This window comes from Pseudonocardia xishanensis (genome assembly GCF_039541715.1).
Taxonomy (GTDB): Bacteria; Actinomycetota; Actinomycetes; order Mycobacteriales; family Pseudonocardiaceae; genus Pseudonocardia; species Pseudonocardia xishanensis.
Genome location: NZ_BAABGT010000029.1, coordinates 98,074 through 119,579, shown reverse-complemented (window position 1 = coordinate 119,579; position 21,506 = coordinate 98,074). Strand labels below are relative to the sequence as shown.

Here is a 21,506-nt window from a genome sequence, read left to right as displayed (position 1 = left end):
GTGCCCGCCCGACTGCTGACGATCGCGAGCTACCTCGCGGTCTCGGTGCTCCTGCAGCGGCGGGTGCTCGGCGACCTCACCGGCAGCGCGATCGGGCGCGTGTCGGCGGACGCGACCGGCTTCACCTGGTGGCTCGCGCACACCGCCCACGAGTTCTCGCTGGTCACCGACCTCCAGAACCACCCGACCGGGATCAACGCGCTCTGGAACACCGCGGTCCCGCTGCTCGGTGTCGTCCTCGCGCCGATCACCTGGACGGCAGGCGCGACGGCGGCGTTCGACGTCGGGATGATCCTCGGCCCGGTCGTGTCGGGGACCGCGGCGGCCTGGGCGCTCGGCGGGATCGTGCGGTCGCGTCTCGCGCGCGCCGTGGCGGGCGGGCTGTACGCCTTCTCGCCGTTCATGCTGGCCCACCTGCAGGCCGGCCACCTCAACCTCGTCTGGGCCGTGCTACCGCCGGTGCTGCTCGGACTGGCCCACCGACTGTTCGTCCGCGACCTCACCCGGCCCTGGGTCCTCGGCGCCCTGACCGGTCTCGCGCTCGCCCTGCAGGCCTGGCTCTACACCCAGACCCTCGCGGTGGGGGTGCTGGCGCTGCTCCTCCTGGCGCTGGTCCTCGCCGTCGCCCATCCGCGCCGGGCGGCGGCCCGGCTTCCGGGTCTGCTGAGGGCGGGACTCGCCTGCCTCGGGACGGTCGCGCTGGTCGCGGGCTATCCGCTGTACCTCGTGGTCGCCGGGCCCGCCCGCCCGCAGGGCCCGCTGCGGTCGCCGGACTACGGCAGCGCCGACCTCGCGAACACGCTGACCCCCACCTGGGTCACCCTCCTCCACGGCGTCACCCCGGCCATGCAGGGCAACCTCGGAGAGCAGGGCGGCTACCTGGGGTTCGCGGCGCTGCTGCTCGCGGTCGTGGCCCTCGTCGTCGGTGGGGCGCGGGCCCGGGTCGCGGTCGCCGTGGGCGCGCTCGCCTGGGTCCTCGCTCTCGGCCCGCGGCTGTACGTGGGCACCGAACCGGTCGGCGTCGACCTCCCGTGGCAGGCCCTGCTGCACGTGCCCCTGGTGGCCGAGATCGAGCCCGTCAGGCTGCAGGTGGTCGTCGTCCTGGCCGCGGCGGTCCTGGTGGGCCTCGCGCTCGACCATCCGCGAGAGCGACCCGAGGACGGCGCGCCGGTCCGCTCGAGGGACAGCGGAACGGTCCGGTCGCGTCTCCCCGGGCGGCGCGGGACCGTCCGCGGATACGTGGGGGTCCTCGGCGGCGCGCTCGTCCTCCTCACCTGGCTCCCCGCCGACGCCCAGCGCGTCACGCCCGCGACCGCCCGGGCCCGGCCCGCGCTGGCCGGGGAGGTCGTGGAGGTCTGGCCGCGGATCACCAGCCGCTGGTACGGCGGGCCGGACGCGCTGCGGGACCAGATCGCGTCGGACTTCGGATACCGCCTCTCCGGGGGCTACTTCCTCGGCTCGGACCCGGGGAACCCCGTGCTGACCGAGTCGGCCTGGAACCCGTACCAGCTGGGTGCGGCGTGGGTCGATCTCTGGCCCGCGCCGGCACCGCCCGCCGATCCCGACGGAGCCGCGGCGGACCTGCGCGCCCGCGGGGTGACGGTCGTCCTGGTGACCGGGCCCGCGAGCCCGGCGGTCCTCGACTGGACCGCCCGGGTGACCGGGTCCGCGGGGGAGTGGCGAGACGGGGCGTGGACCTTTCGTGTGCCCGCTACGCTGCAGAGATGAGCGTTCCACCCCGTCCGGAGATCCGTATCTCCGACGCCGACCGGGAGCGTGCCGCCGCGCGGCTGCGGCGGGCGATGAGCGAGGGTCGGATCACCATGGTCGAGCTCGAGGAGCGGCTCGCGGTCGTCTACGCCGCGCGGTTCGCCGCCGATCTCCTGCCGCCGTTCGAGGACCTGCCCGGCGACCCGCGGGACGTGCTGGCCGAGGTCCCGCTGACGACCCCGGTCGGACCGCCGACGGTGCTGCGCACGGGCATGGGCGCGCTGCGCCGGGTGGGGCCGTGGCGCGCGCCCGCCCGGCTGCGGGTGCAGAGCACGATGGGCCCGGTCCTGCTGGACTTCACCGAGGCCGAGCTGACCCATCCCGTGGTCGAGATCGAGCTGGAGCTGGGCGCGGGCCCGGCGCGGATCATGATCCCGGAGGGCGCGACCGCGGACGTCGAGGGCCTCGCCGCCGGGGTGGGCATGATCCGCAACCGGGTGTCCTGCATCCCGGGGGAGGGCCCGCATTTCCGCATCTACGGCCGTGCGGGCCTCGGCTCGGTCGTGGTGCGCCGTCGCTACCGCGTCGCGGGCATGGTGATCTAGCGTCCCGCTCCGAACGCTAGGCCCCCACCTTCTCCTGGCGGACCTGACGGGCGAGGGCCCGCACGTCGTGGTCCACCTCGGCCAGCTCGGCCTCGGTCGGGGCGGCCCGGTCGAGCAGCCGCCGCGCGGCCTGGTGCGTCGACGGGTCGTTGATCGATTCGACCCCGGTCAGGAGACCGCCGTCGAAGCGCAGGACGGACGTGCGCGCACCGTTGCGCACCGACACGGTGCGGTCGTGTGCGGGCGAGCGCAGCACCATCTGCAGGCGCAGCGACCCCTGGTCGCTCCAGAACCACGGCAGCGCCCGGTAGGGCCGCGAGGTCCCGCCGGTCAGCAGGTCGGCGATGTAGCGGGCCTGGTCGGAGGCGTTCTGCACCGACTCCAGACGGGTGATCGCCCCGGTGAGCGGTTCGCGCACCGCCGCGCAGTCCCCGATCGCGCTGATCCGCGGATCGGCGGTGGTCAGCCACTGGTCGACCACGATCCCGTTCCGGACGGGCAACCGCGCGGCGCGGGCCAGCCCGTCGTCGGGGACCGCACCGATCCCGGCGACGACGACGTCCGCCGCCACGAGCCCGCCCGCTCCGGTCCGGACGCCGGTGACGCCGCCGCCCTCGGACACGAAGCACGCGACCTGCTCGCCGAGGACCAGCCGGACGCCCGCCTCGCGGTGGTGCTCGGTGACCATCGCGGCGGTCGTCGCGCTGACCCCGCGCCCCAGCACCCGGTCGCCGCGCTCGATCAGCGTGACCTCCGCGCCCTGGGCACGGGCGGCGGCGGCCACCTCCAGACCGATGAACCCCCCGCCCAGGACGACGACGCGGGCGCCGGGTCGCAGGTACCCGCGCAGCATGCGGGCGTCCGCCGCGGTGCGCAGGGTGAGCACGCCCCGCAGGTCGGAGCCGGGCTGGTCCGGCCTGCGCGCCCGGGCGCCGGTCGCGAGGACCAGGTGGTCGTAGCGGGCCACGATACCCCCGCTGACGTGCACGAGCCGGGCGTCCCGGTCGATCCCGCGGGCGGCGGCGGGCACCAGCGAGATGCGGCGCTCCCGGTAGAACGACGCGGGCCGCAGCGGCTCGGGCTCGGCGTCGCCGTAGAGCAGGTCCTTGGACACCGGCGGACGGGTGTAGGGCAGCTCGGGCTCCCCGGAGACCAGCGTGACCGGGCCCGAGTAGCCGCGCTCGCGCAGCGCGTCGGCGGCCTGGACCCCCGCGTGTCCCGCACCGACGACGACGATCCCGTCCCTCACTGCTGCTCCGCCGGCACCCGGACGACGAGCTGGGCCGCGTCGTTCGACGGTCGCAGCTGGCAGGCGAGCCTGCTGTTGTCCGCCCGGGGGGAGGCGGTCCACTCGAGCATCGCCTCCTCGTCGTCGCCAGGGGGGAGGAAGGTCTCGGTGCTGCGGTCCAGGTAGACGTGACAGGTGCCGCAGGTCGCGGCGCCGCCGCACTCCCCGATGATGCCGGGCACCTGGTGGGCGACGGCCGCCTGCATCACACTGGTCGCGCTGGCGGTCGTGATCGTCTGGTTCGAACCGTCCGGGAGGACGTAGGTCACGGTGGGCACAAGATCTCCTGAGGTGGTGCGGATCGATCGGCGGGAGGGGAGCCCCGGCGGTCAGCGGCGGGCGTCGAGCCAGCCCGTGACGAGATCGGCCTGCCGCCGCGGGCAGGACGCGACCGAGATCCGGACGTCCCGGCCGGCCTGCATGCGCAGCCGACGCTCGAGGTCGTCCAGACCGGAGTGGTCGAACGGATCGGGCGAGAGCAGGAAGTAGAGGACCTCCTGGTCGGACACGGCGACCAGGGCGTGTCCGGGCCGGGAGCAGGGCGGTATGCGGACCGCGGACCACGTCAGGGCGACCTGCACCGCCGCCCGGTCCCCCGTCTCCCCGGAGGGACCGGGCGGCGGCGCAGCCGGCCGGGGTCCCAGAATCCCCCAGCGCGTCAGATATCTCGCCACCGTCACGGTGCTGAGCGTGATCGCCAGGTCGCGGCGGATGAGCTCGGCGACCGAGCGTCGGGTCCAGAGCAGCCACGGCAGTCCGAGTGCGTCGGGCGGGCCGGTGGCGAGCGCCGCCACGACCCGGTCCTGCTGCCAGGGCGCGAGGCTCAGCCGCTCGCCCGGCCGTCGTCCGCGCCTGCCGGGGCGGAACGACGCCTCGCCGTTCTCCCGGAACGCACGCACCCATTGTCCGACGGCCCGGCGGGACACCCCGAGCTCGAGCGCGACCTGAATCTGTGGAACTCCGGCCTCGACCGCCCCGACGGCGCGCCTGCGGAGGTCCTCCAGGTCCTTCGGCGACAGCCCACGAGCATCGGGCAGTCGGCCGACCTCTTTGTCCTGCATGCCTGCTCTTGACCTTCTTGTTCGTGCGGAACCGCTCTATTCGTCCGGCCCGATGTTTCTCCGGCCGGGAGCACGGGAATTCAGTGCGCAGACGTGGTCGACCACCTCCCATCGGGTGTACGTCGGGCGCTTCGGCGGCGCCCGGCAAATACATCGGCGATGCGTGTCAAAACGGTTCCGGATCCGTGAAGCGGAGGTAAAACAGGGCTCATTTGCGCGTCAAGGCGGCGGTGAGACGCACGATCACCCGATTGCGGTTGCAGGCAGGAAACATGCAGCGACCAGCAAAGTTTCGCCACGTTACCAACGGGTTCCTTCAGGATTACACGCCCGGAGAGCCGTCGGCGCTGATTGTGCGGTCATGCAGTGGAAGCTTTAGAGTGCGCAGCGTAGACGCTGGGTGGAACCATTTCAGTGGCACCTCCCCACGCAAGTGTGAATGCACTCCTTCTCACCTCGAACCGGCCCGAGAAATCGGTTCTGTTTAACGCCCGCGAAACGGATGCACAGAATTCGTTAACGCCTCTGGGTTTAGCTGATCGCGCTTCGCCACCGAGAGGTCGGCTCGAAGCAGTTGAACCATTCGCGTTCACGAGAGGAACACCATGTCCGTATCCGCTCCCCCCGAGCCTCCACGGAGCAGTCCCCCCGGCAAGCCGAAGGGCAGGCGTCGCGCCGGCCTCGCGGCCGTCGGGGTGCTCGCGGCGTCGGCGCTCACGGCGACCGTCGTCTCCGCCATCGCCCCCGCGGGTGCGCAGCAGCCGGTGGGCGTCGGCCCGCTCCCCATCAACTTCGACATCACCGACGAGAACGGTGGGTGGTTCGACTCCGGGCTCAACCTGTTCGGCAGCAAGTCGCTGGCGGTCGCCGAGCTTCCCCGCCTCGGCACCACCGTCGCCGTGCCGAGCATCGGCGGTCCCCTCCTCGAGGACCCGCTGAGCGGCCTGACCGGCCCCCTGACCAAGGGCGCGCTCGGCGACACCGGACTCGGCCTCCCCGGGCTGGGCCTGGACAAGACCCTGGAGACGGTGCGCGGCATCGGCGCCGCCGACCCCGCCGCGAAGGGCCTCGCCCTGCGCGCCGAGGACCTGCTCGGACAGCTGGCCGACGCCGTCGGCAAGCTCCCCGCGAACGAGCCGGTCAACCTGCTCGACCTGCCGGTCGGTGTCGACCTGCAGGGCGTGCTGAACTCGCTCGCCGAGTTCGCCGTCGCCGGGCCCCCGGTGACGGTGACGTTCAACGTCGACCCCGCCAAGTCCGGGAGCATCCGCAACCCGATCGGTCTGATCGCGCCCGAGGGGGCCCAGGCCTTCCCGTACGAGGAGGCGAAGGGGGCCTTCTACGGCAAGAAGACCATCCAGCTCGACAAGCCCGGCCTGTACGCGTTCACCGACTCGATCGCGCCGTACATGCTCGGCGCCGTCGTGGTCGACGACCCGCTGACCCTCGGCCTCGACTTCGGCGAGAAGCTGATGGTCAACGGCCAGGAGAAGCCGGTCGCGTCGAACTCCGACCTGATCCAGCGCCTGGTCAACACCTTCTTCACCGCCACCAACCCGAACAACTGGCAGCAGTACAGCGCGACCGAGGACGTCTCCTGGAACCCCATCCAGCCGCCGGCCCCGATCCTGCAGTACGACCCTGCGGGCAACCCGGTCCTCATCCCGAACCTGGACGCGTACTTCGACAAGAAGTTCCAGTTCCCGCGAACCCTGCCCAAGCTGACCGCCCCGAAGACCCCGGGCGTCGGCGAGGTCTGGATGGCGACCCAGATGGAGGACTACGCCGGCAAGGTCAAGGAGGGCTCCCTGACCAAGGTCGACGTCGAGAACTGGACCGTCGCGCAGAAGATCGCGGCGCCCGGGATCGAGATGAACAACGTCCACAACATGTGGACCGACAAGGACTACAAGTACATCTACGGCAACGAGTGGTTCTCGAACAAGACCGACGTGTTCGACCGGGCCACCGGCAAGTGGATCCGTAGCCTCGAGGTCGGCCCGAACCCGGCGCACGTCATGACCCGTCCGGGCAACGATGAGCTCACGATCGGCATCAACGCAGGCAAGGACATCGTCCTGGCCTCGCCGGGCGGCGAGAAGATCACCAAGCGCATCCCGGTGAACCCGCAGAGCGGGGTCACGCCGCACCCGCACGCTCACTGGACCAGCGCCGACGGCTCGACCGTCGTCGCCCCGGAGACGATGACCAACTCGGCCGTCATCGCCGACCTCGACTCGGGCACCGTTCGCCACGAGCCGGTGGGTGCCTTCCCGATCGCCACGTCGATGACGCCGGACGACAAGAAGGCCTACCTGTCCAACTTCCTGGGCGGCAGCATCACCTGTGTCTCCCTGAAGGAGGACGCCTGTGCCACCCCGAACGGCGGCACGGCGAAGCTCTCGACGATCGACCTGTGGCAGAACTACAACCCGCAGACCGGTCCCGAGGCGGGCAAGCCCTGGGGCGGCCTCACCATCCAGACCCCGGTGAGCCCGGACGGCAAGGCCATGCTGGCCGAGAACACGCTGTCCCAGACGGTCTCGGTCATCGACCCGAAGACCAACAAGTACATCAAGGACCTGCCGTGCAACCCCGGGTGCCACGGCGCCAACTTCGGGGCCAAGAAGGGCGGCGGCTACTACGCCTACGTCTCGAACAAGTTCTCGAACGCCATGCAGGTCATCGACCCCGACCCGAACAACGACGGTGACCTCTCCGACGCCGCCGTCGCGGGCCAGATCGTCCTGGGCGCGGTCCCGACCACCAAGGTCGACGACCAGATCGTGGCGCACCCCGGTGTGGGTGGCCAGGGTGTCCTCGCGATCCCGCTGGTCTACAACGGCTGGGTCCAGCAGAACCCGGAGGCCTACCGGGAGAAGCTGACCCCGAAGCAGCTCGACCCGATCGGCAAGAACTGATCGGAACCCCGTGACCCGGGGCCGGCCGGCCCCACAGGACGGCCGGCCCCGGGTCCGCCCCCCGAAGGACCCGGCCGGGGCGTGGGCACCGCCCGCGCCCCGGCCGCACCCAAGGAGCTGCCATGTCCCTGCACCGCAGGATCCTCGCCGCGTCCGTGCTGTTCCCGACCGTCGCGCTCACCGCTCTCGCGCCGTCCGCCTCGGCCCAGGTCACGATCGTGCCCGGCAAGGTGGCGGGCGGCGGCGCGGAGACCCTCGCCGTCCGCGTCGCCTCGCAGAAGCCGGGCGTGCCGACGACCTCGCTGGAACTCGAGTTCCCGAGCGACATCCCGCTGGACGCGGCCCGCGCGGCAGCGGTGCAGGGCTGGACCGCGGACGTCGACGCCGACCGCATGGTCCGCTCCGTGACCTGGTCCGGCGGGCGGATCGCGCCCGGCACCTTCGAGCAGTTCCTGCTCACGCTGAGCCCGCTCCCGGAGCGCGGCAGGCTGGCGTTCACCGCCGTACAGACCTACGCCGACGGATCGGTCGATCGCTGGGAGGCCGCCGTCGACGGCCCCGCCGTCACGATCGGCACCCCGGCCCCGGTCGCCGCCCCGGCGCAACCCGTCCCGACCCCCGGCCCGGGTGTGGTCGTGACCCGTACCGACCCCTCGGCCCCGGCGGGCGACGACGAGTCGGCGGGCTGGCCGCCCGCGCTGCTGGGCCTGATCCCGCTGGTGGGCGGGGCCGCGCTGGTCGCGGGCCTGCGCCGCCGCCGGTCCGGCGCGGCGCGGGACGTCGACCCCGCCGAGGCCGCCCCGTCGACCGTCTCCGCAGCGCAGGCCGCCAGCGACACCGACACCGACACCGCCTCCGACGACGCGGCCGGCGTCCTGCACTCCGACATGGCTCTGTTCGAGCGGGCCTTCGCCGAGGTCGCGTCCGCACCCCGTCCCGCCGAGCCCCGGTCCGCCGAGCCCCGGTCCGCCGAACCCCGGCTCACCCGGGTTCCGCCCACCGAGGCCCGGCCCACCGAGGCCCGACCCTCCGGCAGGCACGCCCTGTCCGCCGCGCACGTCGCCCGGCACGCCCGGCCCGCCCCCGGCCGACACCACCAGACCTCCGAGAGCGAGACCATGACTCTCCTGCCGACCCCGTTGTCGGACCACGACGTGACGGAGGTGCTGCCGCTGGTCGGCGCCCGCCGTCGCCCGGTCGCACCCCTGCCCGACGAGACCCGGCCCCTCGTGCGGGTGACCCGGTGACCGCCGTCGCCGAGCGGCCGGTCGTCGACCCGCCGCGCCGCCGGGTCCTGCGTCCCCTGCTCGCGCTGGTGCTGCTGGTCGCGGCCGTGTGGGGCGTGGTCCTCGCCGCACTGCCCACCCCGTCCGCCGACCCGCTGCTCGTGTCGAGCACGCCCGAGATGCACGAGCTCGTGCAGTCCCCGGACGAGGTGCGGCTGACCTTCGACCGGCCGGTCCCCGCCGCACTGGCGACGATCGGCATCACCTCCGCCACCGGAGACCAGGTCGTCTCCGGACGGCCCTACCGACCTGCCGACGCGGGCGACGACACGATCGCCGTCGCCATGCCCGAGACCCGCTACGAGGGCACCTACTGGGTGAGCTGGTCGGTCCCCACCGCGAACTGGGAGACGGCCCAGGGCCGCTTCGAGTTCAGCATCTACGCGCCGACCGCGGACATCGCCCTGCCCGAGCTGCGCACGGATCCGCACCCGGTGCTCGCCGTCGCGCTCGGGATCGCCCGCGGGATCGGGCTGGTCGGCTTCGTGCTGCTGCTGGCCACGGCGTTCCGCGCCGCCGCGCACGGGGTGGGTGACCTGCACCGGTCCTTCGCCCGCACCTGGTGGACGACGGCCGCGGCCACCGCGGCGACCTTCCTCCTGTTCGGCGGGTACGCCGCCCGGACCGGCCTGTGGGGCGCGCTCGATCCCGCGCTGGTCCCGGCGACGGCGGCCTCGGAGGTCGGGACCGCGCTGCTGGCTCGGCTCGGCGGCCTGGTGATCGCCGCGATCGGGCTCCGGTTCCTGGCGCGGGCGGGTTCCGGGAGTGCGCCACGCGCGGTGGCCGTGCTCCTCGCCGGTGCCGCCCTGGCGGTGACGTTCGTCGTGGCGTCCCCGCACGAGCCCGGCGGCCCGGCGCCGCTCGCGCTGGTCGCGGGCGCCGCGATGCTGCTCGCGGCCGGCGTGGTCGTCGGGACGCTGTTCGCCACCGAGCCGCGGACCGGGCTGCTGCTGCCCGCCGCGCTGGTGCTGGTGGCGAGCGGGCTCACCGGCGGCCTGACCCAGGCGGCCGTCCTCGCGGTCGCGGGCGTGGTCGTCGCACTCGGCGGGCTGCTCGCGGCCCGCGCACCGGCGTCCATGGTCCTGCGGCTGGTGGTCGCGACCGCCACGGTCGCCGCGGTCGTCGCCGTCGGTCTGCTCCCCGCCGGGCCCGCACTGCTCGTGGTCGGCTGACGGGAGGCAAGTGTGTCGACGACCCAGCGAGCCCGCCGCAAGCCGGTCCTGCGCCCCCTCGCACGGCGGGTGCACTTCCTGGCGGGTGTCCTCGTCGCGCCCTTCCTGGTGCTGGCCTGCCTGACCGGGCTGATCTACGTCATCAGCCCGCAGATCCACCAGGGCCTCTACGCCCACCAGCTGGGTGCGGACCGCGAGAACTGGCCGATCCGGCCGCTCGACGAGCAGGTCACCGCCGCGCTGGTCGGGCACCCCGAGGCGCACCTGGACTCGGTGGTCCGCCCCGCCCAGGGCGACCGCACGACCTGGGTGAACCTGGTGACCCCCGGCCTGGGGGACGGCGAGGTCCGGACCGTGTTCGTGGACCCGTACACCAACTACATCTGCGGCGAGCTGACGACGAACGGCGGCAGGCTGCCCGCCAACGTCTGGCTCCGCGAGTTCCACGCCGATCTGTTCCTCGGTCCGGTCGGGGCGCTCTACACCGCGACCGCCGCGGCCTGGCTGCCGGTGATCCTCATCGGCGGGCTCGCCCTCTGGGTCGCCAAGCAGGGCAGACGCCCGCGCACGGCCCGGACGCTGTTGGCCCCGTCGGTACGCAGGATGCCGCCTGCGGCACGGTGGCGGGCGATGCACGGCAGCCTGGGACTGTGGCTGGTCGTCGGTCTGCTGGCGGTCGGGGTGTCCGGCACGGTGATCAGCCGATGGGCGGCCCCGCTGTTCGACACGAGCCCGCCCCAGCTCGTCGTGGCCCCGGTGCAGGCCCCGCCGGGCGCGCTCCCGATCGGACTGAGCCGGGCCCTCGACGCCGCCCGGATCGCCGGGCTGCAGGGCACCCTGGAGGTGCGGCCCGCGGAGCGGCCGTCGGCGCCGATCCTGGTCGCGGAGCGATCCGAGGGCGTGCCCGTGCACCAGGGGTCGGTCGCCGTCGACCCGTACACGGGGCAGACGCTCGCCAGGGTCGGGTGGGACGACTACTCGCCGGGGGCCAAGTTCGCCTGGGCGGCGCGGCAGTTCCACACGGGCCAGCTGTTCGGCCTGGCCAACCAGATCGTGCTGGGGGTATTAGTCGTCGGCCTGTTGGCGCTGGTGCTGACCGGGTACCGGATATGGTGGCGGCGCAGCCCGTACAGCAACCCGCTGAGCAGCGCTCCGCCCACGGTCTGGCGTGGGCTCGGAGCCCCGCGGCTCGCGCTGGTCGCGGCCGTCACGATCCTGCTGGGGCTGGCGGCACCGGTCCTGGGCGTCTCCCTCGTCGCGTTCCTGCTGGTCGACGTGGTGTTCCGCCAGATCGCCGCGCGCCGGGCCGCCCGGGCGACGCCACCCCCGCAGGCGCCGACGCCCGTCGACCAGCACGTCCACCAGTGACCACCCGGCACTCCCGCTCAGGGCTCTCGAGCGGGAGTGCCGGGCTCCGTCAGTCTCCGTCAGCGGAACCGGCGGCCCTCGTCGCGGCGCTGGGCCCAGACGGCGAGGCCCGCCGTCAGCACCGTCCAGCCTGCGAGCACGACCAGCGCGACGACGTCCGGCGGGGTGCCCAGCACCGCCCACACCACCAGCTCCCGCGCACCCCGCGCCGGGCCACGAACCGCGGCCTGCCGACGAACGCCGGCGCCACCGCGAGCCTGCGCTTCTGCCCGCCCGACAGCCCGCCGGTCTGGCGGCGTGCCCAGCAGTCGGCGGTTCGCGGCGACCCGCGGGTCGCCGCCGAACAGGGTGACCCGGCCCGCGTCCGGTTTGCGCAGGCCGACCAGCAGGCTGATCAGCGTGGATTTGCCCGCGCCGTTCGGCCCGAGCATGCCCACCAGCTCGCCCGGGCCGACCGCGAGGTCCACCCCGTCGAGCGCGGGGGTGTCTCCCTAGGTCTTGACGACGCCGTGCGCGGTGGCGATCACGCCTGCCCCCCGAGCAGCGAGCGGAGCGCGTCGGTGTACTCCTCGAACGCCCGCCGCCCGCGGCGCGTGAGCTCCACGTAGGTGACCGGCGTGCGCCGTTCGTGCGCCTTCGTGATCAGCACGTACTCGGCCTCCTCGAGCTTGCGCAGATGGGTGGACAGGTTCCCGGCGGTCATGTCGAGCAGCTCCTGCAGGCGGGGGAAGGTGATCCGGTCGCCCTCGGCGAGGGTCGCGAGGGTGGCGGTCACCCGCAGGCGGGCCTGGGCGTGGATGACCGGGTCCAGCTGGGGGACCCCGGTCACCTCCGCAGCTCCCATACCCCGACGGCCAGCAGCGCGCCCCCGACCCCGACGCCCAGGACCAGCGCGTTCCCGGGGAGCCCCACGAACACCGACGCGATCCCGACGGCCATGATCCAGAGGCCGGTCACGAAGTTGGCGACGTAGGTCCAGACCGCCCCGCTGACGGCGTACAGCGCCCCCGCGACGAACGCGAACAGGGCCGGGATCAGCACCCCGAGCTGGGCGCCGGTGAGCCCTAGCGGGCCCGCCATCCCGCCGACCAGCACCCCGAGCCCGAGCATCACGGCGGGCCAGGTCAGTCCGTAGAGCAGACCCTGCCTCTGCGATCCGCCCGCGATCCCGCGCCCGCTGCGCGCACCCAGCGTCGCGCTGCTCGCCACGCCCGCGACCACCGCCGCAACGGCCCCCCACGTCGCGACGGGACCGGGGGCGAGGAAGTACAGCAGGCCGTTGACCAGCCACACCGCGCCCCAGATGAGGAAGAACCAACCGACCCGCGGCCCGATCCGCGCCGCGGTGTCGGCCTGCTGCGCCTGGATGATGCGCAGCGCGGCGGCGGCGTCCGCGGGCTCCCGATCGTCGACCTCGTTCACGGTTCCCCCAGGTAGTCTGCGATGACGGCTACTTTGTACCGCAAAGTTGAGGCCCGAGGGAAGGGCCGAGTCCCACCCGGGGGGTCAGCGGGAGCGGAAGACCACCGTGCGGAGCATGACGAAGTTGATCGCGGTGGCGGTGCCCTGCGAGATCACCCAGGCGATCGAGGCCTTGAAGGCGATGTCCGGCAACAGGTACAGCGCCAGCGCGTTCACGCCGACGGCGATGCCGAAGGTCGTGGCGTAGAGCAGTACGAACCCGGCGAGCCTGCCCCGCCCACCCGCGGCCTCACCGAAGGTGAAGCGCTTGTTGAGGAAGTAGGCCGTGGTGGTGCCGCAGATGAAGGAGATCGCGCGGGCCAGCCAGGTCGGCGCGTCGAGGGCGAGGATCAGGTGGTAGATCCCGAAGTCGACGAGCGCGGAGACCCCGCCGACCGCCGCGAACCGCAGCAGCTGGCCGACCAGCCCCTGCGAGGGCTGGGTCGAGGCCGGGGTCGCGGTCACGGAGCGAGGGTAGCGAGGGCCCGGAGCGGCCGGCTCACGGGGCGCGGTGGAACTGCTCGGCGCGCCCCCGGTTGAGCAGCGCGAGCCACCCCAGGAACTCCCGCGGGCTCCGCTTGGTGACCAGGAAGTACCAGGCGAACCGCGGCACCTCCAGCAGACCGATCCGGCGCATGCCCGGCTGGCTCATCAGGTACCCGCGGTTGCGGTAGGTGTAGTACCGCTTGGTGGGGTCCTCGGGGTCCTGCGCGTGCAGCCGCCCGCCGAGCATCGGCTTGAACTCCTCGCCGCCCTGCGGGTGCAGGTACGTGGCCTGCAGGGCGGTGCCGAACGGCAGCCCGGAGCGCACGAGCCGCCGGTGGAACTCCACCTCGTCCCCGCGGACGAACAGCCGCAGGTCCGGCACCCCGATGACGTCCAGCGTCGAGGCCCGCAGCAGGGCTCCGTTGAAGAACGACGCGATGCCGGGCAGCAGCTCCGCGTCCCCCTCGCCGTCCGCCTCGAGCAGCGCGGTCCGCGTGCGGTGCCACACCAGGCCCCGGCGCAGGGGGAACGCCAGGCGGTCCGGGTCCGCCTTGTCCGCCACGACCGGCGAGACGGCGGCCAGCTCCCGCCGCTCGGCGATCTCCAGCAGGGAGGCCAGCGCGCTGTCGGAACCGGCGTGCCCGTCGTCGTCCCCGAGCCAGATCCAGTCCGCGCCCATCGCCAGTGCCTGCAGGATCCCGAGGGCGAACCCGCCCGCGCCACCCAGGTTGTGCCAGGACGGCAGCCAGGTCGCCTGCACCCCGCAGGCCTCGACGACCTCGCGCGCGGGCTGGTCCGGCCCGTTGTCGACGACGATCAGGTGCGCGACCGGGTGCGTCTGCTTCGCGATCGCGGCGAGCGAGTCGACGAGCAGCTCGGTCCGGTGCCGCGTGACGACGACCGCGACGACGGAACCTGCCGGCAGCCTCACGAACGATCCGCCAGCACGTCCCGGCCCTTGTAGTGGTGCAGGACCTCGCGCAGCGGGCCGAACTCCTTGATGGTGCCGTGCTCCATCCAGATCGCGCTGTCGCACAGGTCGGCGAGGAACTCGTCGCTGTGCGAGGCGAAGACCAGGATCCCGGAGCGCTCGACCAGCTCGTTCAGCCGGCCGCGGGCCTTGGCGAGGAACTCGGCGTCCACCGCGCCGATGCCCTCGTCCAGCAGCAGGATCTCGGGATCGATGCTGGTCACGACCCCGAGCGCGAGCCGCACCCGCATCCCGGTGGAGTAGGTGCGCAGCGGCATCTCGAGGTAGTCGCCGAGCTCGGTGAACGCGGCGATGTCGTCCACCCGGGACTCCATCTCCTTGCGGGTCATGCCGAGGAACAGCCCGCGGATGATGATGTTCTCCAGGCCCGAGATCTCCGGGTCCATCCCGACGGCGAGGTCGAAGATCGGCGCGACCTTGCCGCGCACGGCGGCGCGCCCCCGGGTGGGCTCGTAGATGCCTGCCATGAGCCGCAGGATCGTGGTCTTGCCCGCGCCGTTGTGGCCGACGAGTGCGACCCGGTCCCCCTTGCGCAGGGCCAGGTTGATGTCGCGCAGCGCCTCGATGATCGGCACCTTGGACTCGGTGCCGATCCGTCCGCCCGCCTTGCCCAGCACGGACTTCTTGAGCGAGCGCGTCTTCGCGTCGAAGATCGGGAAGTCGACGCAGGCGTCGGCGAGGTCGATGCTCGGCTCGTTCATCGGTGTCACACCCAGTACGCCACGCGGGCGCGGTAGTTGCGCATGCAGACCAGGCCGGCACCCCACCCGACGACCGTGATCGCCAGGACGACGTACCAGTACCGCCACACGGTCTCCTGGCCGAGCAGCGGCCGACGCAGGATCTCGAGGAAGTGGAAGACCGGGTTGAGCTCGACGAGCCGGGCCCGCTCCTGCACCGCCGGGTTGTCGCCCAGGATGTCGACGGACCAGACGATCGGCGTCATGTAGAAGACCAGCTGGACGACGCTGGCGATGATCGGCGGGATGTCCCGGAAGCGGGTGGCGAGGATGCCGGACAGGATCGCGATCCAGCCGCCGTTGATCGCCAGCAGCGCGAACGCGGGGATCGCCAGCAGCAGCGACCAGCCCAGCGGGTGTGGGAAGACGATCATCAAGACCGCCCAGATCACCAGGTTGTGCAGGAAGAACAGCGACTGCCGCCACACCAGGCGGTAGACGTGCAGCGACAGCGGGGCCGGGAGGAACTTGATCAGGCCCTCGTTGGCGATGAAGACCTCGCTGCCCTCGAGCACACAGCCGGAGATGAAGTTCCAGATCAGCAGGCCGACGGCCACGTGCGGCAGGAACGTCTCGATCGGCGTCTGGAACAGCAGCGAGTAGAGGATGCCGAGGCCCAGGGCGATGACGCCCATGCTGATGCTGATCCACAGTGGACCGAGGACGGACCGCCGGTACCGCTGCTTGATGTCCTGCCAACCGAGGTGGCCCCACAGCGCACGCTGCTTCCAGCCCGCCGAGAGGTCGCCGAACGCGCGCGCCCAGCTCCGCGAGCCGGGCGCGTCGGCGATCACCGGGCGCTCACGCCCGGCGGTGCTGTCGTCCACGGTCACGGCCACCCGAGGAGGGTACCGACGGCACCGTCAGAGGTACTGCCCGGTGCCCCGTCCGCCGCCCTCCGGCATCTGTCCGGGCACCTGCGCGCCGCCGATGCCGGGCGGCAGGCCGCGCCGCATCTGCTCCAACTGCGCGCGAGCGGCCATCTGCTGGGCGAACAGCGCGGTCTGGATGCCATGGAACAGGCCCTCCAACCAGCCCACGAGCTGGGCCTGCGCGATGCGCAGCTCACCTTCGCTGGGGACGGAGTCGTCGGTGAAGGGCAGGGAGAGGCGCTCCAGCTCGTCGCGCAGCTCGGGGGCCAGTCCGTCCTCCAGCTCCTTGATGGAGTTCTGGTGGATCTCGCGGAGCCGGGCGCGGGAGGCCTCGTCGAGCGGCGCGGCGCGGACCTCCTCGAGCAGCTGCTTGATCATCGTGCCGATCCGCATGACCTTCGCGGGCTGCTCGACCATCCCGCCGATGCCGTCCCCCTGCTCGTCGTCACTCTGCGGCACGGCGGCCATGCCGACCGGGCGCCCGTCCGGTCCGACGACCATGACCTGATGCTGCCCGTCGTTGTCGGCGCTGTCCTGTGGTGAGGTCATGCCCCCATCATGGCGCCACGAGCAGCAACTTGCCGACGACGCCCCCCGCCTCCAGCGTCCGGTGCGCCTCGGCGGCCTCCGCCATCGGGAACTCGGCGTGCACGACGGGCTTCACGCGGCCGGCGGCGACCAGCGGCCAGGTCTTCGCGCGCACCCCCGCGACCACGGCGCCCTTGCCGTGCGGGCCGTCCACCGGTCGGCTGCGCAGGCTCATCGCCGTGAGGCTCCCGCGCTTGGCGAGCAGGGCGCCGATGTTCAGGTCGGCCTTCACCCCGCCCTGCATGCCGATGATCAACAGCCTGCCGTCGCTCGCCAGCGACGCGATGTTCGCCTTGAGCCCCTTGGCCCCCATGCTGTCCAGGATGACGTCCGCCCCGTGCCCGTCGGTGGCCTCCTTCAGCTCGGCGGGGACGTCGGCGTCGTAGTCGATGACGATGTCGGCGCCGAACGCGCGACAGACGTCGAACCGGGCGGGGTTGGCGGTCGCGACGACCCGGGCGCCGAGGGCCTTGGCGACCTGGATGGCGTGCGTGCCGATACCGCTGCTGCCGCCGTGCACGAGGAAGGTCTCGCCCTCGGCCAGCGCGCCCTTCATCACGACGTTCGAGTAGACGGTGCACGCCACCTCGGGCAGCGACCCGGCGACGGTGAGATCCACTCCTTCGGGGACCGGCAGCAACTGGGCCGCGGGCACGGCGACCCTGGTCGCGTAGCCGCCGCCCGCGAGCAGGGCGCAGACCTCGTCGCCTCTCGCCCAGCCCTCGACCCCGGGACCCACCTCGGCGATCCGGCCGGAGCACTCCAGGCCGATGATCTCCGACGCCCCGGGCGGCGGCGGGTAGTTCCCCTGCCGCTGCAGCAGGTCCGCCCGGTTGACCGCCGAGGCCACGACGTCCAGGAGGACCTCGCCCGGGCCCGCCTTCGGGTCCTCGACCTCGGTCCACCGCATGTTCTCGGGCCCACCGGGCTCACTCACCGTGATCGCGTGCATGGCACGGACGCTATTCGCTCGTGCGGTCCGGCGCAGTGGGGCAGGGTCGTCGCCATGCACTGGCCACAGTCGGCGCTCGTCCTGCGCACCCCGCGTCTGGAGCTCCGCCCGGACGACGACGAGGGTCTCGCCGAGCTCGTCGACGTCGCCTACCGGGGGGTCCATCCGCCGGACCGGATGCCGTTCATGATCCCGTGGACGGACGCCGACCCGCGCTACCTGGGGCGCGGCGCGCTGCAGCACTTCTGGGGCGAGCGGGCCCGGTTCGCCCCCGGTTCGTGGGCGCTGCACTTCCTGGTGCGCCACGAGGGCCGCGTGATCGGGGTCCAGACCCTGCGGGCGGAGGAGTTCGCCGTGCGGCGCGAGGTCGGGTCCGGGTCGTGGCTGGGCATGTCCGCGCAGGGGCGGGGCCTCGGGACCGAGATGCGCGCGGCGATCCTGGCCTACGCGTTCGACGTGCTCGGCGCGGCGCACGCGCGGTCGGAGGCCTTCTCGGACAACGTCGCCTCGCACCGGGTGTCGGCCAAGCTGGGGTACGTCGAGGACGGCTTCGAGATCCTCTCCCCGCGCGGGGCCCCGGTGCACAACATCCGCCTGCGCCTCACCCCGGAGACCTTCCGCCGCCCGGACTGGGAGCTGCACGTCGAGGGCCACACCGCCGATCTCGCGGGCCTGCTCGGCGCCTGAGCACGTTTCGTGCTCTCAGCGCTGCCGGCACGTTTCGTGCTCCCAGCGCTGCTCCCAGCGCTGCCGGCACGTTTCGTGCTCCCAGCGCTGCATGATCGCTGATCACGTGCTCGGAGCGCGGTGCGGACAGCCCTGAGCGCACGGAAACGCCGATCATGTGAACCGAGGCCGTCGACCGGAGCTGTGGACAACTAGGCCGTCTGCGCTCGACGCGCCCCGGAAACGTCGGTCCGTCGACCGAGCCTCGGGGCGTGACCGATACCCCCGACCGTCCGCCCGTCACCGGCTGGCCGGACCTGCTCACCGTCGCGCTGACCGTCGACTCCGCGCAGCGGCGCGAGCTGCGGCTCCATCTCGCGGGCGCCCTGGCCGCCCGGGCGTGCAGCGGGCGGCTCCGCGAGGCCGCCCGGTGGGCCGCTGCCCGGCAGGTTCCGTGGGACCCGCTCGCCCGCGGGTTGCGCGCCCTCGGGGCGGACTGCGACTGCGAGGCCTGGGAGGTGCTCAGCCGAGGTTGTTCGTGGTGAACGTGTCGCAGCGGGCCGGGTCGCCGCTCCGGAACCCGGTGGTGAACCAGCGCTCGCGCTGCTGGGAGCTGCCGTGGGTGAACTGGCTCTGGTCCACCCGGCCGCCGCCGAGGTTGCTCTGGATGTAGTCGTCGCCGATGCGCGAGGCGGTGTCCAGCGCAGCCGCGACGTCCGCCTGGTTCACGTCCTGGACCAGCGGGCGGCCGGAGGCGGTCGGCGTGGTCGTGGCGTGGTTGCCCCACACGCCTGCGTAGCAGTCCGCCTGCAGCTCCAGTCGGACCGAGCCGGAGGTGGGGCCGCTGTCGCCCGCCCGGACCTGCCGGTTGGTGCCCAGCAGGTTCTGGATGTGGTGGCCGTACTCGTGGGCGATGACGTACGCACGGGCGAAGGGCCCGCCCTCGGCGCCGAACCGCGTCTCGAGCTCCTGGAAGAAGGTGAGATCGATGTAGACCTCGTTGTCCGCCGGGCAGTAGAACGGGCCGACGTCCGAGGTCGCGCTGCCACATCCGCCGGTGTTCACCGAGCCACTGAAGAAGTTGGTGCGCGGCGGCTGGTAGGTCTGGCCCGCGCGGGCGAACGCGTCCGACCAGTAGCCGTCGAGCGAGTTGACCACCGCGGTCACCTCGCAGTCGAGGTTGCTGTTCGCGTCCGCGCCGGTGCGGCAGGCCTGGGCGATGGTGGTGTTGTCCGCCGACTGCCCCTGCTCCAGACCGGACAGTCCACTCGGGAGGGCGAACCCGCCCCCGCCGGTGCCGCTGTTGCCGCCGCCGAGCGCGGAGATCAGGAAGAACAGCAGGAGCCCCACGATGCCGACGCCGCCGCCGCCGAGGGCCACGCGCCCCCCGACGCCGCCACCTCCACCGCCGCGACGCAGATCGTCGATGTTCGACGTGTCCAGGTCCGCGTTCTCGTCGAACCGCATCGTGCTCCTCCTCCGTCACCCGACCGGACCCCGGTGGGTCGACGACGAGATCCCACCACACCGGCGCGATCAGGTCGACAACGCTTCATTACGCTGCGCACCGTGTCGGACGGAACGTCAGCGCAAACCCTTTGGCTCGACGCGGGCGAGATGCGGTTCTGGCGTGCCTGGATCATCGCCTCGACGCTGCTGGACGGCCGGCTGAACCGGGACCTGCAGGACCATCACGGGATCTCGCACACCGACTACGGCGTGCTGGTGATGCTGTCCGAGCAGGAGGGGTACCGCATGCGGATGAGCGCGCTCGCCGAGACCCTCGCGATGTCGAAGTCCCGGCTCTCCCACCAGGTCTCCCGCATGGAGAAGACGGGCCTCGTGCAACGGGACGGGGACCGGTCGGACGGCCGCGGCATCTTCGCCTGCCTCACCCCCGCGGGGCGGACCCTGCTCGAGAAGGCCGCCCCGACCCACGTCGAGGGCGTCCGCCGCTACGTCGTCGACCTGCTCACCGAGTCCGAGCGCGCCCAGGCCACGGTCTTCCTCGAGCGCGTCGTCCAGGGCCTCCGCGCCATCGCCCCCACCGACTAGGCTCCCACCCGGAAGCGTGGCAGAGCGGCCGAATGCACTCGCCTTGAAAGCGAGAGTCCCGAAAGGGTCCGGGGGTTCGAATCCCTCCGCTTCCGCCAGGTCAGCAGCATGATCACTGATCATCACGTCGCCCGCACCGAGGCGTTGACAGCAACCGCTGACAGCAACGCGACTAACAGCTATCCGTCCGGTGCGCGGACCGAGGACCGCGTTTGCCGTGCCAGTTGGGCGCCAGCGGCGCTGTCCATCGCGAAGAGCTTGATCACCCTGGTGAGGTACAAGGCGGTGTCGGTGGGGTCTGATCGGTAACCAGCTGTAGTGATCGGCTGGTAGTTCAGGTGGTACCTCGCCAGGGTGCTTGCCACTGCTGCTCCGCTGAGGGCAGGCTCACGCAAGATCATCTCGAGAATCCGGGGGGAATGCGATGGTCAGGCGCTTGCTGCGAGTGTCGGTGGTCGGCGCGGTGGCACTATGTCTATCGGCGACGTTCAGTCCCGCCGCCTCGGCTGCCGTCCCGGCGAACTTCTGCGACGGGAAGTCTGAAGAGACCGTTGTCCGCACCTACTCCCGGGGCAGCCTCGCCATCCCGCTTCGGTGTGGAACGAACACCTACGGTTTCCGTCACGTCGTCCAGAAGGGCCGTTGGAACGACGCCTTCGATTCTCGAATCGCCAACACAATCGCGAGGGGAACGGTCAACGCCGCCGGTACGATCTACGGCGAGATGACAGACCGCTGTGTCAACACGTTCCGTGTGGTGGTGAATCAGGGCGCCATCGGCGGCTCGGGGTTTCGTCCGCAGGGGGTCATCACTGCCTACGAAGTGACGTATCCCAACACCGCGAGTGTGCGCCCCGAGGGAGTTGTGCCTGCTCAGCGAACTGACTGCTTGATATATGAGCCTGTCGCCGAGCCCTAGAACCTGTTAGCTGGAAGGACGGCCCGTCCGATGCAATGGACTAGCGAGGAGCTACACCGAGAGGTGCGGAAGCCGCTTGAGAGCCCGGCTCCAACGGCCGACGACCGAAGGATCGATGTCACTGGCATGGCGCCGGGTCCCGATGACAGCCTCATTATCGACGTTGAGGTCGTCCCCGGCGCGGGCACAAGCGTTCAGCGATGGCGGCTGAGCTTTCGGTCGATGTGGGCGGACGTCCGTGGGCTTCCGCTCGAGTCAGCGGGTCTGACGGTTCGGGCCAACATCGAGGAGTGGTGGGATACCGGCGCGGAGGAGGGAGGGCCCGGTCACCTCGTAAAGGCTCGCCGGACTGTGTGAGCCCAGCA

General features: G+C 72.3%; 24 protein-coding genes and 1 tRNA gene. 12 read left to right on the top strand and 13 right to left on the bottom strand.

From position 1 onward, the window contains the following. Positions 1 to 1,728, top strand: coding sequence for a hypothetical protein (locus ABD993_RS11475; RefSeq protein ID WP_345415742.1), 1,728 nt, complete (start codon positions 1 to 3; stop codon positions 1,726 to 1,728). Further along, complete coding sequence (locus ABD993_RS11470) at positions 1,725 to 2,315, top strand: DUF1707 SHOCT-like domain-containing protein (protein ID WP_345415739.1); 591 nt, start codon at positions 1,725 to 1,727, stop codon at positions 2,313 to 2,315. The genes ABD993_RS11475 and ABD993_RS11470 overlap by 4 nt, the downstream gene beginning before the upstream one ends. A 16-nt stretch (positions 2,316 to 2,331) precedes the next feature. On the opposite strand, the gene ABD993_RS11465 is transcribed toward ABD993_RS11470, so the two are convergent. From ABD993_RS11465 to ABD993_RS11455, 3 genes are read right to left on the bottom strand one after another with little or no spacing between them, the layout of a single operon-like run. After that, complete coding sequence (locus ABD993_RS11465) at positions 2,332 to 3,564, bottom strand: NAD(P)/FAD-dependent oxidoreductase (protein ID WP_345415736.1); 1,233 nt, start codon at positions 3,562 to 3,564, stop codon at positions 2,332 to 2,334. Beyond that, on the bottom strand, positions 3,561 to 3,881 hold the full coding sequence (locus tag ABD993_RS11460; RefSeq protein WP_345415733.1) for a 2Fe-2S iron-sulfur cluster-binding protein: 321 nt from the start codon (positions 3,879 to 3,881) through the stop codon (positions 3,561 to 3,563). Before ABD993_RS11460 ends, ABD993_RS11465 begins: the two co-directional genes overlap by 4 nt. Before the next feature lie 51 nt (positions 3,882 to 3,932). Next, a complete protein-coding gene (locus ABD993_RS11455; RefSeq protein ID WP_345415730.1) occupies positions 3,933 to 4,664 on the bottom strand; it encodes a helix-turn-helix domain-containing protein in 732 nt (243 codons plus the stop codon). 605 nt (positions 4,665 to 5,269) lie between these two features. Here ABD993_RS11455 and ABD993_RS11450 point away from each other — a divergent pair. From ABD993_RS11450 to ABD993_RS11435, 4 genes are all read left to right on the top strand, one after another. Then, on the top strand, positions 5,270 to 7,585 hold the full coding sequence (locus ABD993_RS11450; protein WP_345415727.1) for a copper oxidase: 2,316 nt from the start codon (positions 5,270 to 5,272) through the stop codon (positions 7,583 to 7,585). 122 nt (positions 7,586 to 7,707) lie between these two features. Beyond that, positions 7,708 to 8,832, top strand: coding sequence for a DUF1775 domain-containing protein (locus tag ABD993_RS11445; protein WP_345415724.1), 1,125 nt, complete (start codon positions 7,708 to 7,710; stop codon positions 8,830 to 8,832). Further along, positions 8,829 to 10,043 (top strand): copper resistance CopC family protein, encoded by a 1,215-nt coding sequence (locus tag ABD993_RS11440; RefSeq protein WP_345415721.1) that lies wholly within the window; start codon positions 8,829 to 8,831, stop codon positions 10,041 to 10,043. The genes ABD993_RS11445 and ABD993_RS11440 overlap by 4 nt, the downstream gene beginning before the upstream one ends. Positions 10,044 to 10,055: 12 nt before the next feature. After that, the gene (locus ABD993_RS11435) at positions 10,056 to 11,411 is read left to right on the top strand and encodes a PepSY-associated TM helix domain-containing protein (RefSeq protein ID WP_345415718.1); all 1,356 of its coding nucleotides are present in this window, start codon (positions 10,056 to 10,058) and stop codon (positions 11,409 to 11,411) included. Positions 11,412 to 11,470: 59 nt separating this feature from the next. Here ABD993_RS11435 and ABD993_RS11430 read toward each other — a convergent pair whose 3' ends face one another. The 9 genes from ABD993_RS11430 to ABD993_RS11390 all read right to left on the bottom strand — a co-directional run bounded on the left by ABD993_RS11430 (position 11,471) and on the right by ABD993_RS11390 (position 17,501). Next, positions 11,471 to 11,878: an ATP-binding cassette domain-containing protein gene (locus tag ABD993_RS11430; protein ID WP_345415715.1), complete on the bottom strand. Its 408-nt coding sequence runs from the start codon at positions 11,876 to 11,878 to the stop codon at positions 11,471 to 11,473. Between the two features lie 56 nt (positions 11,879 to 11,934). After that, a complete protein-coding gene (locus ABD993_RS11425; RefSeq protein WP_345415712.1) occupies positions 11,935 to 12,240 on the bottom strand; it encodes a transcriptional regulator in 306 nt (101 codons plus the stop codon). Then, on the bottom strand, positions 12,237 to 12,833 hold the full coding sequence (locus tag ABD993_RS11420; protein WP_345415709.1) for a hypothetical protein: 597 nt from the start codon (positions 12,831 to 12,833) through the stop codon (positions 12,237 to 12,239). The genes ABD993_RS11425 and ABD993_RS11420 overlap by 4 nt, the downstream gene beginning before the upstream one ends. Positions 12,834 to 12,917: 84 nt before the next feature. Then, entirely contained in the window at positions 12,918 to 13,337 is a 420-nt protein-coding gene (locus ABD993_RS11415) for a GtrA family protein (protein ID WP_345415707.1), read from the bottom strand. Positions 13,338 to 13,371: 34 nt separating this feature from the next. Beyond that, positions 13,372 to 14,283, bottom strand: a complete 912-nt coding sequence (glfT1, locus tag ABD993_RS11410) for a galactofuranosyltransferase GlfT1 (protein ID WP_345416121.1) — start codon at positions 14,281 to 14,283, stop codon at positions 13,372 to 13,374. A 2-nt stretch (positions 14,284 to 14,285) separates the two neighbouring features. Beyond that, positions 14,286 to 15,050 (bottom strand): galactan export ABC transporter ATP-binding subunit Wzt/RfbE, encoded by a 765-nt coding sequence (gene wzt / locus ABD993_RS11405; RefSeq protein ID WP_345415704.1) that lies wholly within the window; start codon positions 15,048 to 15,050, stop codon positions 14,286 to 14,288. Between the two features lie 5 nt (positions 15,051 to 15,055). Next, complete coding sequence (wzm, locus tag ABD993_RS11400; protein WP_425568952.1) at positions 15,056 to 15,928, bottom strand: galactan export ABC transporter permease subunit Wzm/RfbD; 873 nt, start codon at positions 15,926 to 15,928, stop codon at positions 15,056 to 15,058. A gap of 24 nt (positions 15,929 to 15,952) precedes the next feature. Further along, positions 15,953 to 16,510, bottom strand: a complete 558-nt coding sequence (locus ABD993_RS11395; protein WP_345415702.1) for a bacterial proteasome activator family protein — start codon at positions 16,508 to 16,510, stop codon at positions 15,953 to 15,955. A gap of 7 nt (positions 16,511 to 16,517) precedes the next feature. Then, positions 16,518 to 17,501, bottom strand: a complete 984-nt coding sequence (locus tag ABD993_RS11390; RefSeq protein ID WP_345415699.1) for an NAD(P)H-quinone oxidoreductase — start codon at positions 17,499 to 17,501, stop codon at positions 16,518 to 16,520. Positions 17,502 to 17,555: 54 nt separating this feature from the next. Here ABD993_RS11390 and ABD993_RS11385 point away from each other — a divergent pair, with 54 nt between their 5' ends. Beyond that, positions 17,556 to 18,188 (top strand): GNAT family N-acetyltransferase, encoded by a 633-nt coding sequence (locus ABD993_RS11385; protein ID WP_345415696.1) that lies wholly within the window; start codon positions 17,556 to 17,558, stop codon positions 18,186 to 18,188. A gap of 251 nt (positions 18,189 to 18,439) precedes the next feature. Beyond that, positions 18,440 to 18,712 carry a DUF2695 domain-containing protein gene (locus tag ABD993_RS11380; RefSeq protein WP_345415693.1) on the top strand — a complete coding sequence of 91 codons (273 nt, stop codon included), beginning with the start codon at positions 18,440 to 18,442 and terminating at the stop codon, positions 18,710 to 18,712. Here ABD993_RS11380 and ypfJ read toward each other — a convergent pair. Continuing rightward, on the bottom strand, positions 18,690 to 19,634 hold the full coding sequence (gene ypfJ / locus ABD993_RS11375; RefSeq protein WP_345415690.1) for a KPN_02809 family neutral zinc metallopeptidase: 945 nt from the start codon (positions 19,632 to 19,634) through the stop codon (positions 18,690 to 18,692). The two genes, ABD993_RS11380 and ypfJ, sit on opposite strands and share 23 nt — an antisense overlap. A gap of 150 nt (positions 19,635 to 19,784) precedes the next feature. Here ypfJ and ABD993_RS11370 point away from each other — a divergent pair, with 150 nt between their 5' ends. The 4 genes from ABD993_RS11370 (at position 19,785) to ABD993_RS11355 (ending at position 21,498) form a co-directional block, all read left to right on the top strand. Then, positions 19,785 to 20,222 (top strand): MarR family winged helix-turn-helix transcriptional regulator, encoded by a 438-nt coding sequence (locus ABD993_RS11370; RefSeq protein WP_345415688.1) that lies wholly within the window; start codon positions 19,785 to 19,787, stop codon positions 20,220 to 20,222. Positions 20,223 to 20,232: 10 nt separating this feature from the next. Beyond that, a tRNA-Ser gene (locus ABD993_RS11365) sits at positions 20,233 to 20,320 on the top strand. Between the two features lie 338 nt (positions 20,321 to 20,658). Continuing rightward, complete coding sequence (locus ABD993_RS11360) at positions 20,659 to 21,141, top strand: hypothetical protein (RefSeq protein WP_345415685.1); 483 nt, start codon at positions 20,659 to 20,661, stop codon at positions 21,139 to 21,141. Between the two features lie 63 nt (positions 21,142 to 21,204). After that, a complete protein-coding gene (locus tag ABD993_RS11355; RefSeq protein ID WP_345415682.1) occupies positions 21,205 to 21,498 on the top strand; it encodes a hypothetical protein in 294 nt (97 codons plus the stop codon). The last annotated feature ends 8 nt before the right edge of the window (positions 21,499 to 21,506 follow it).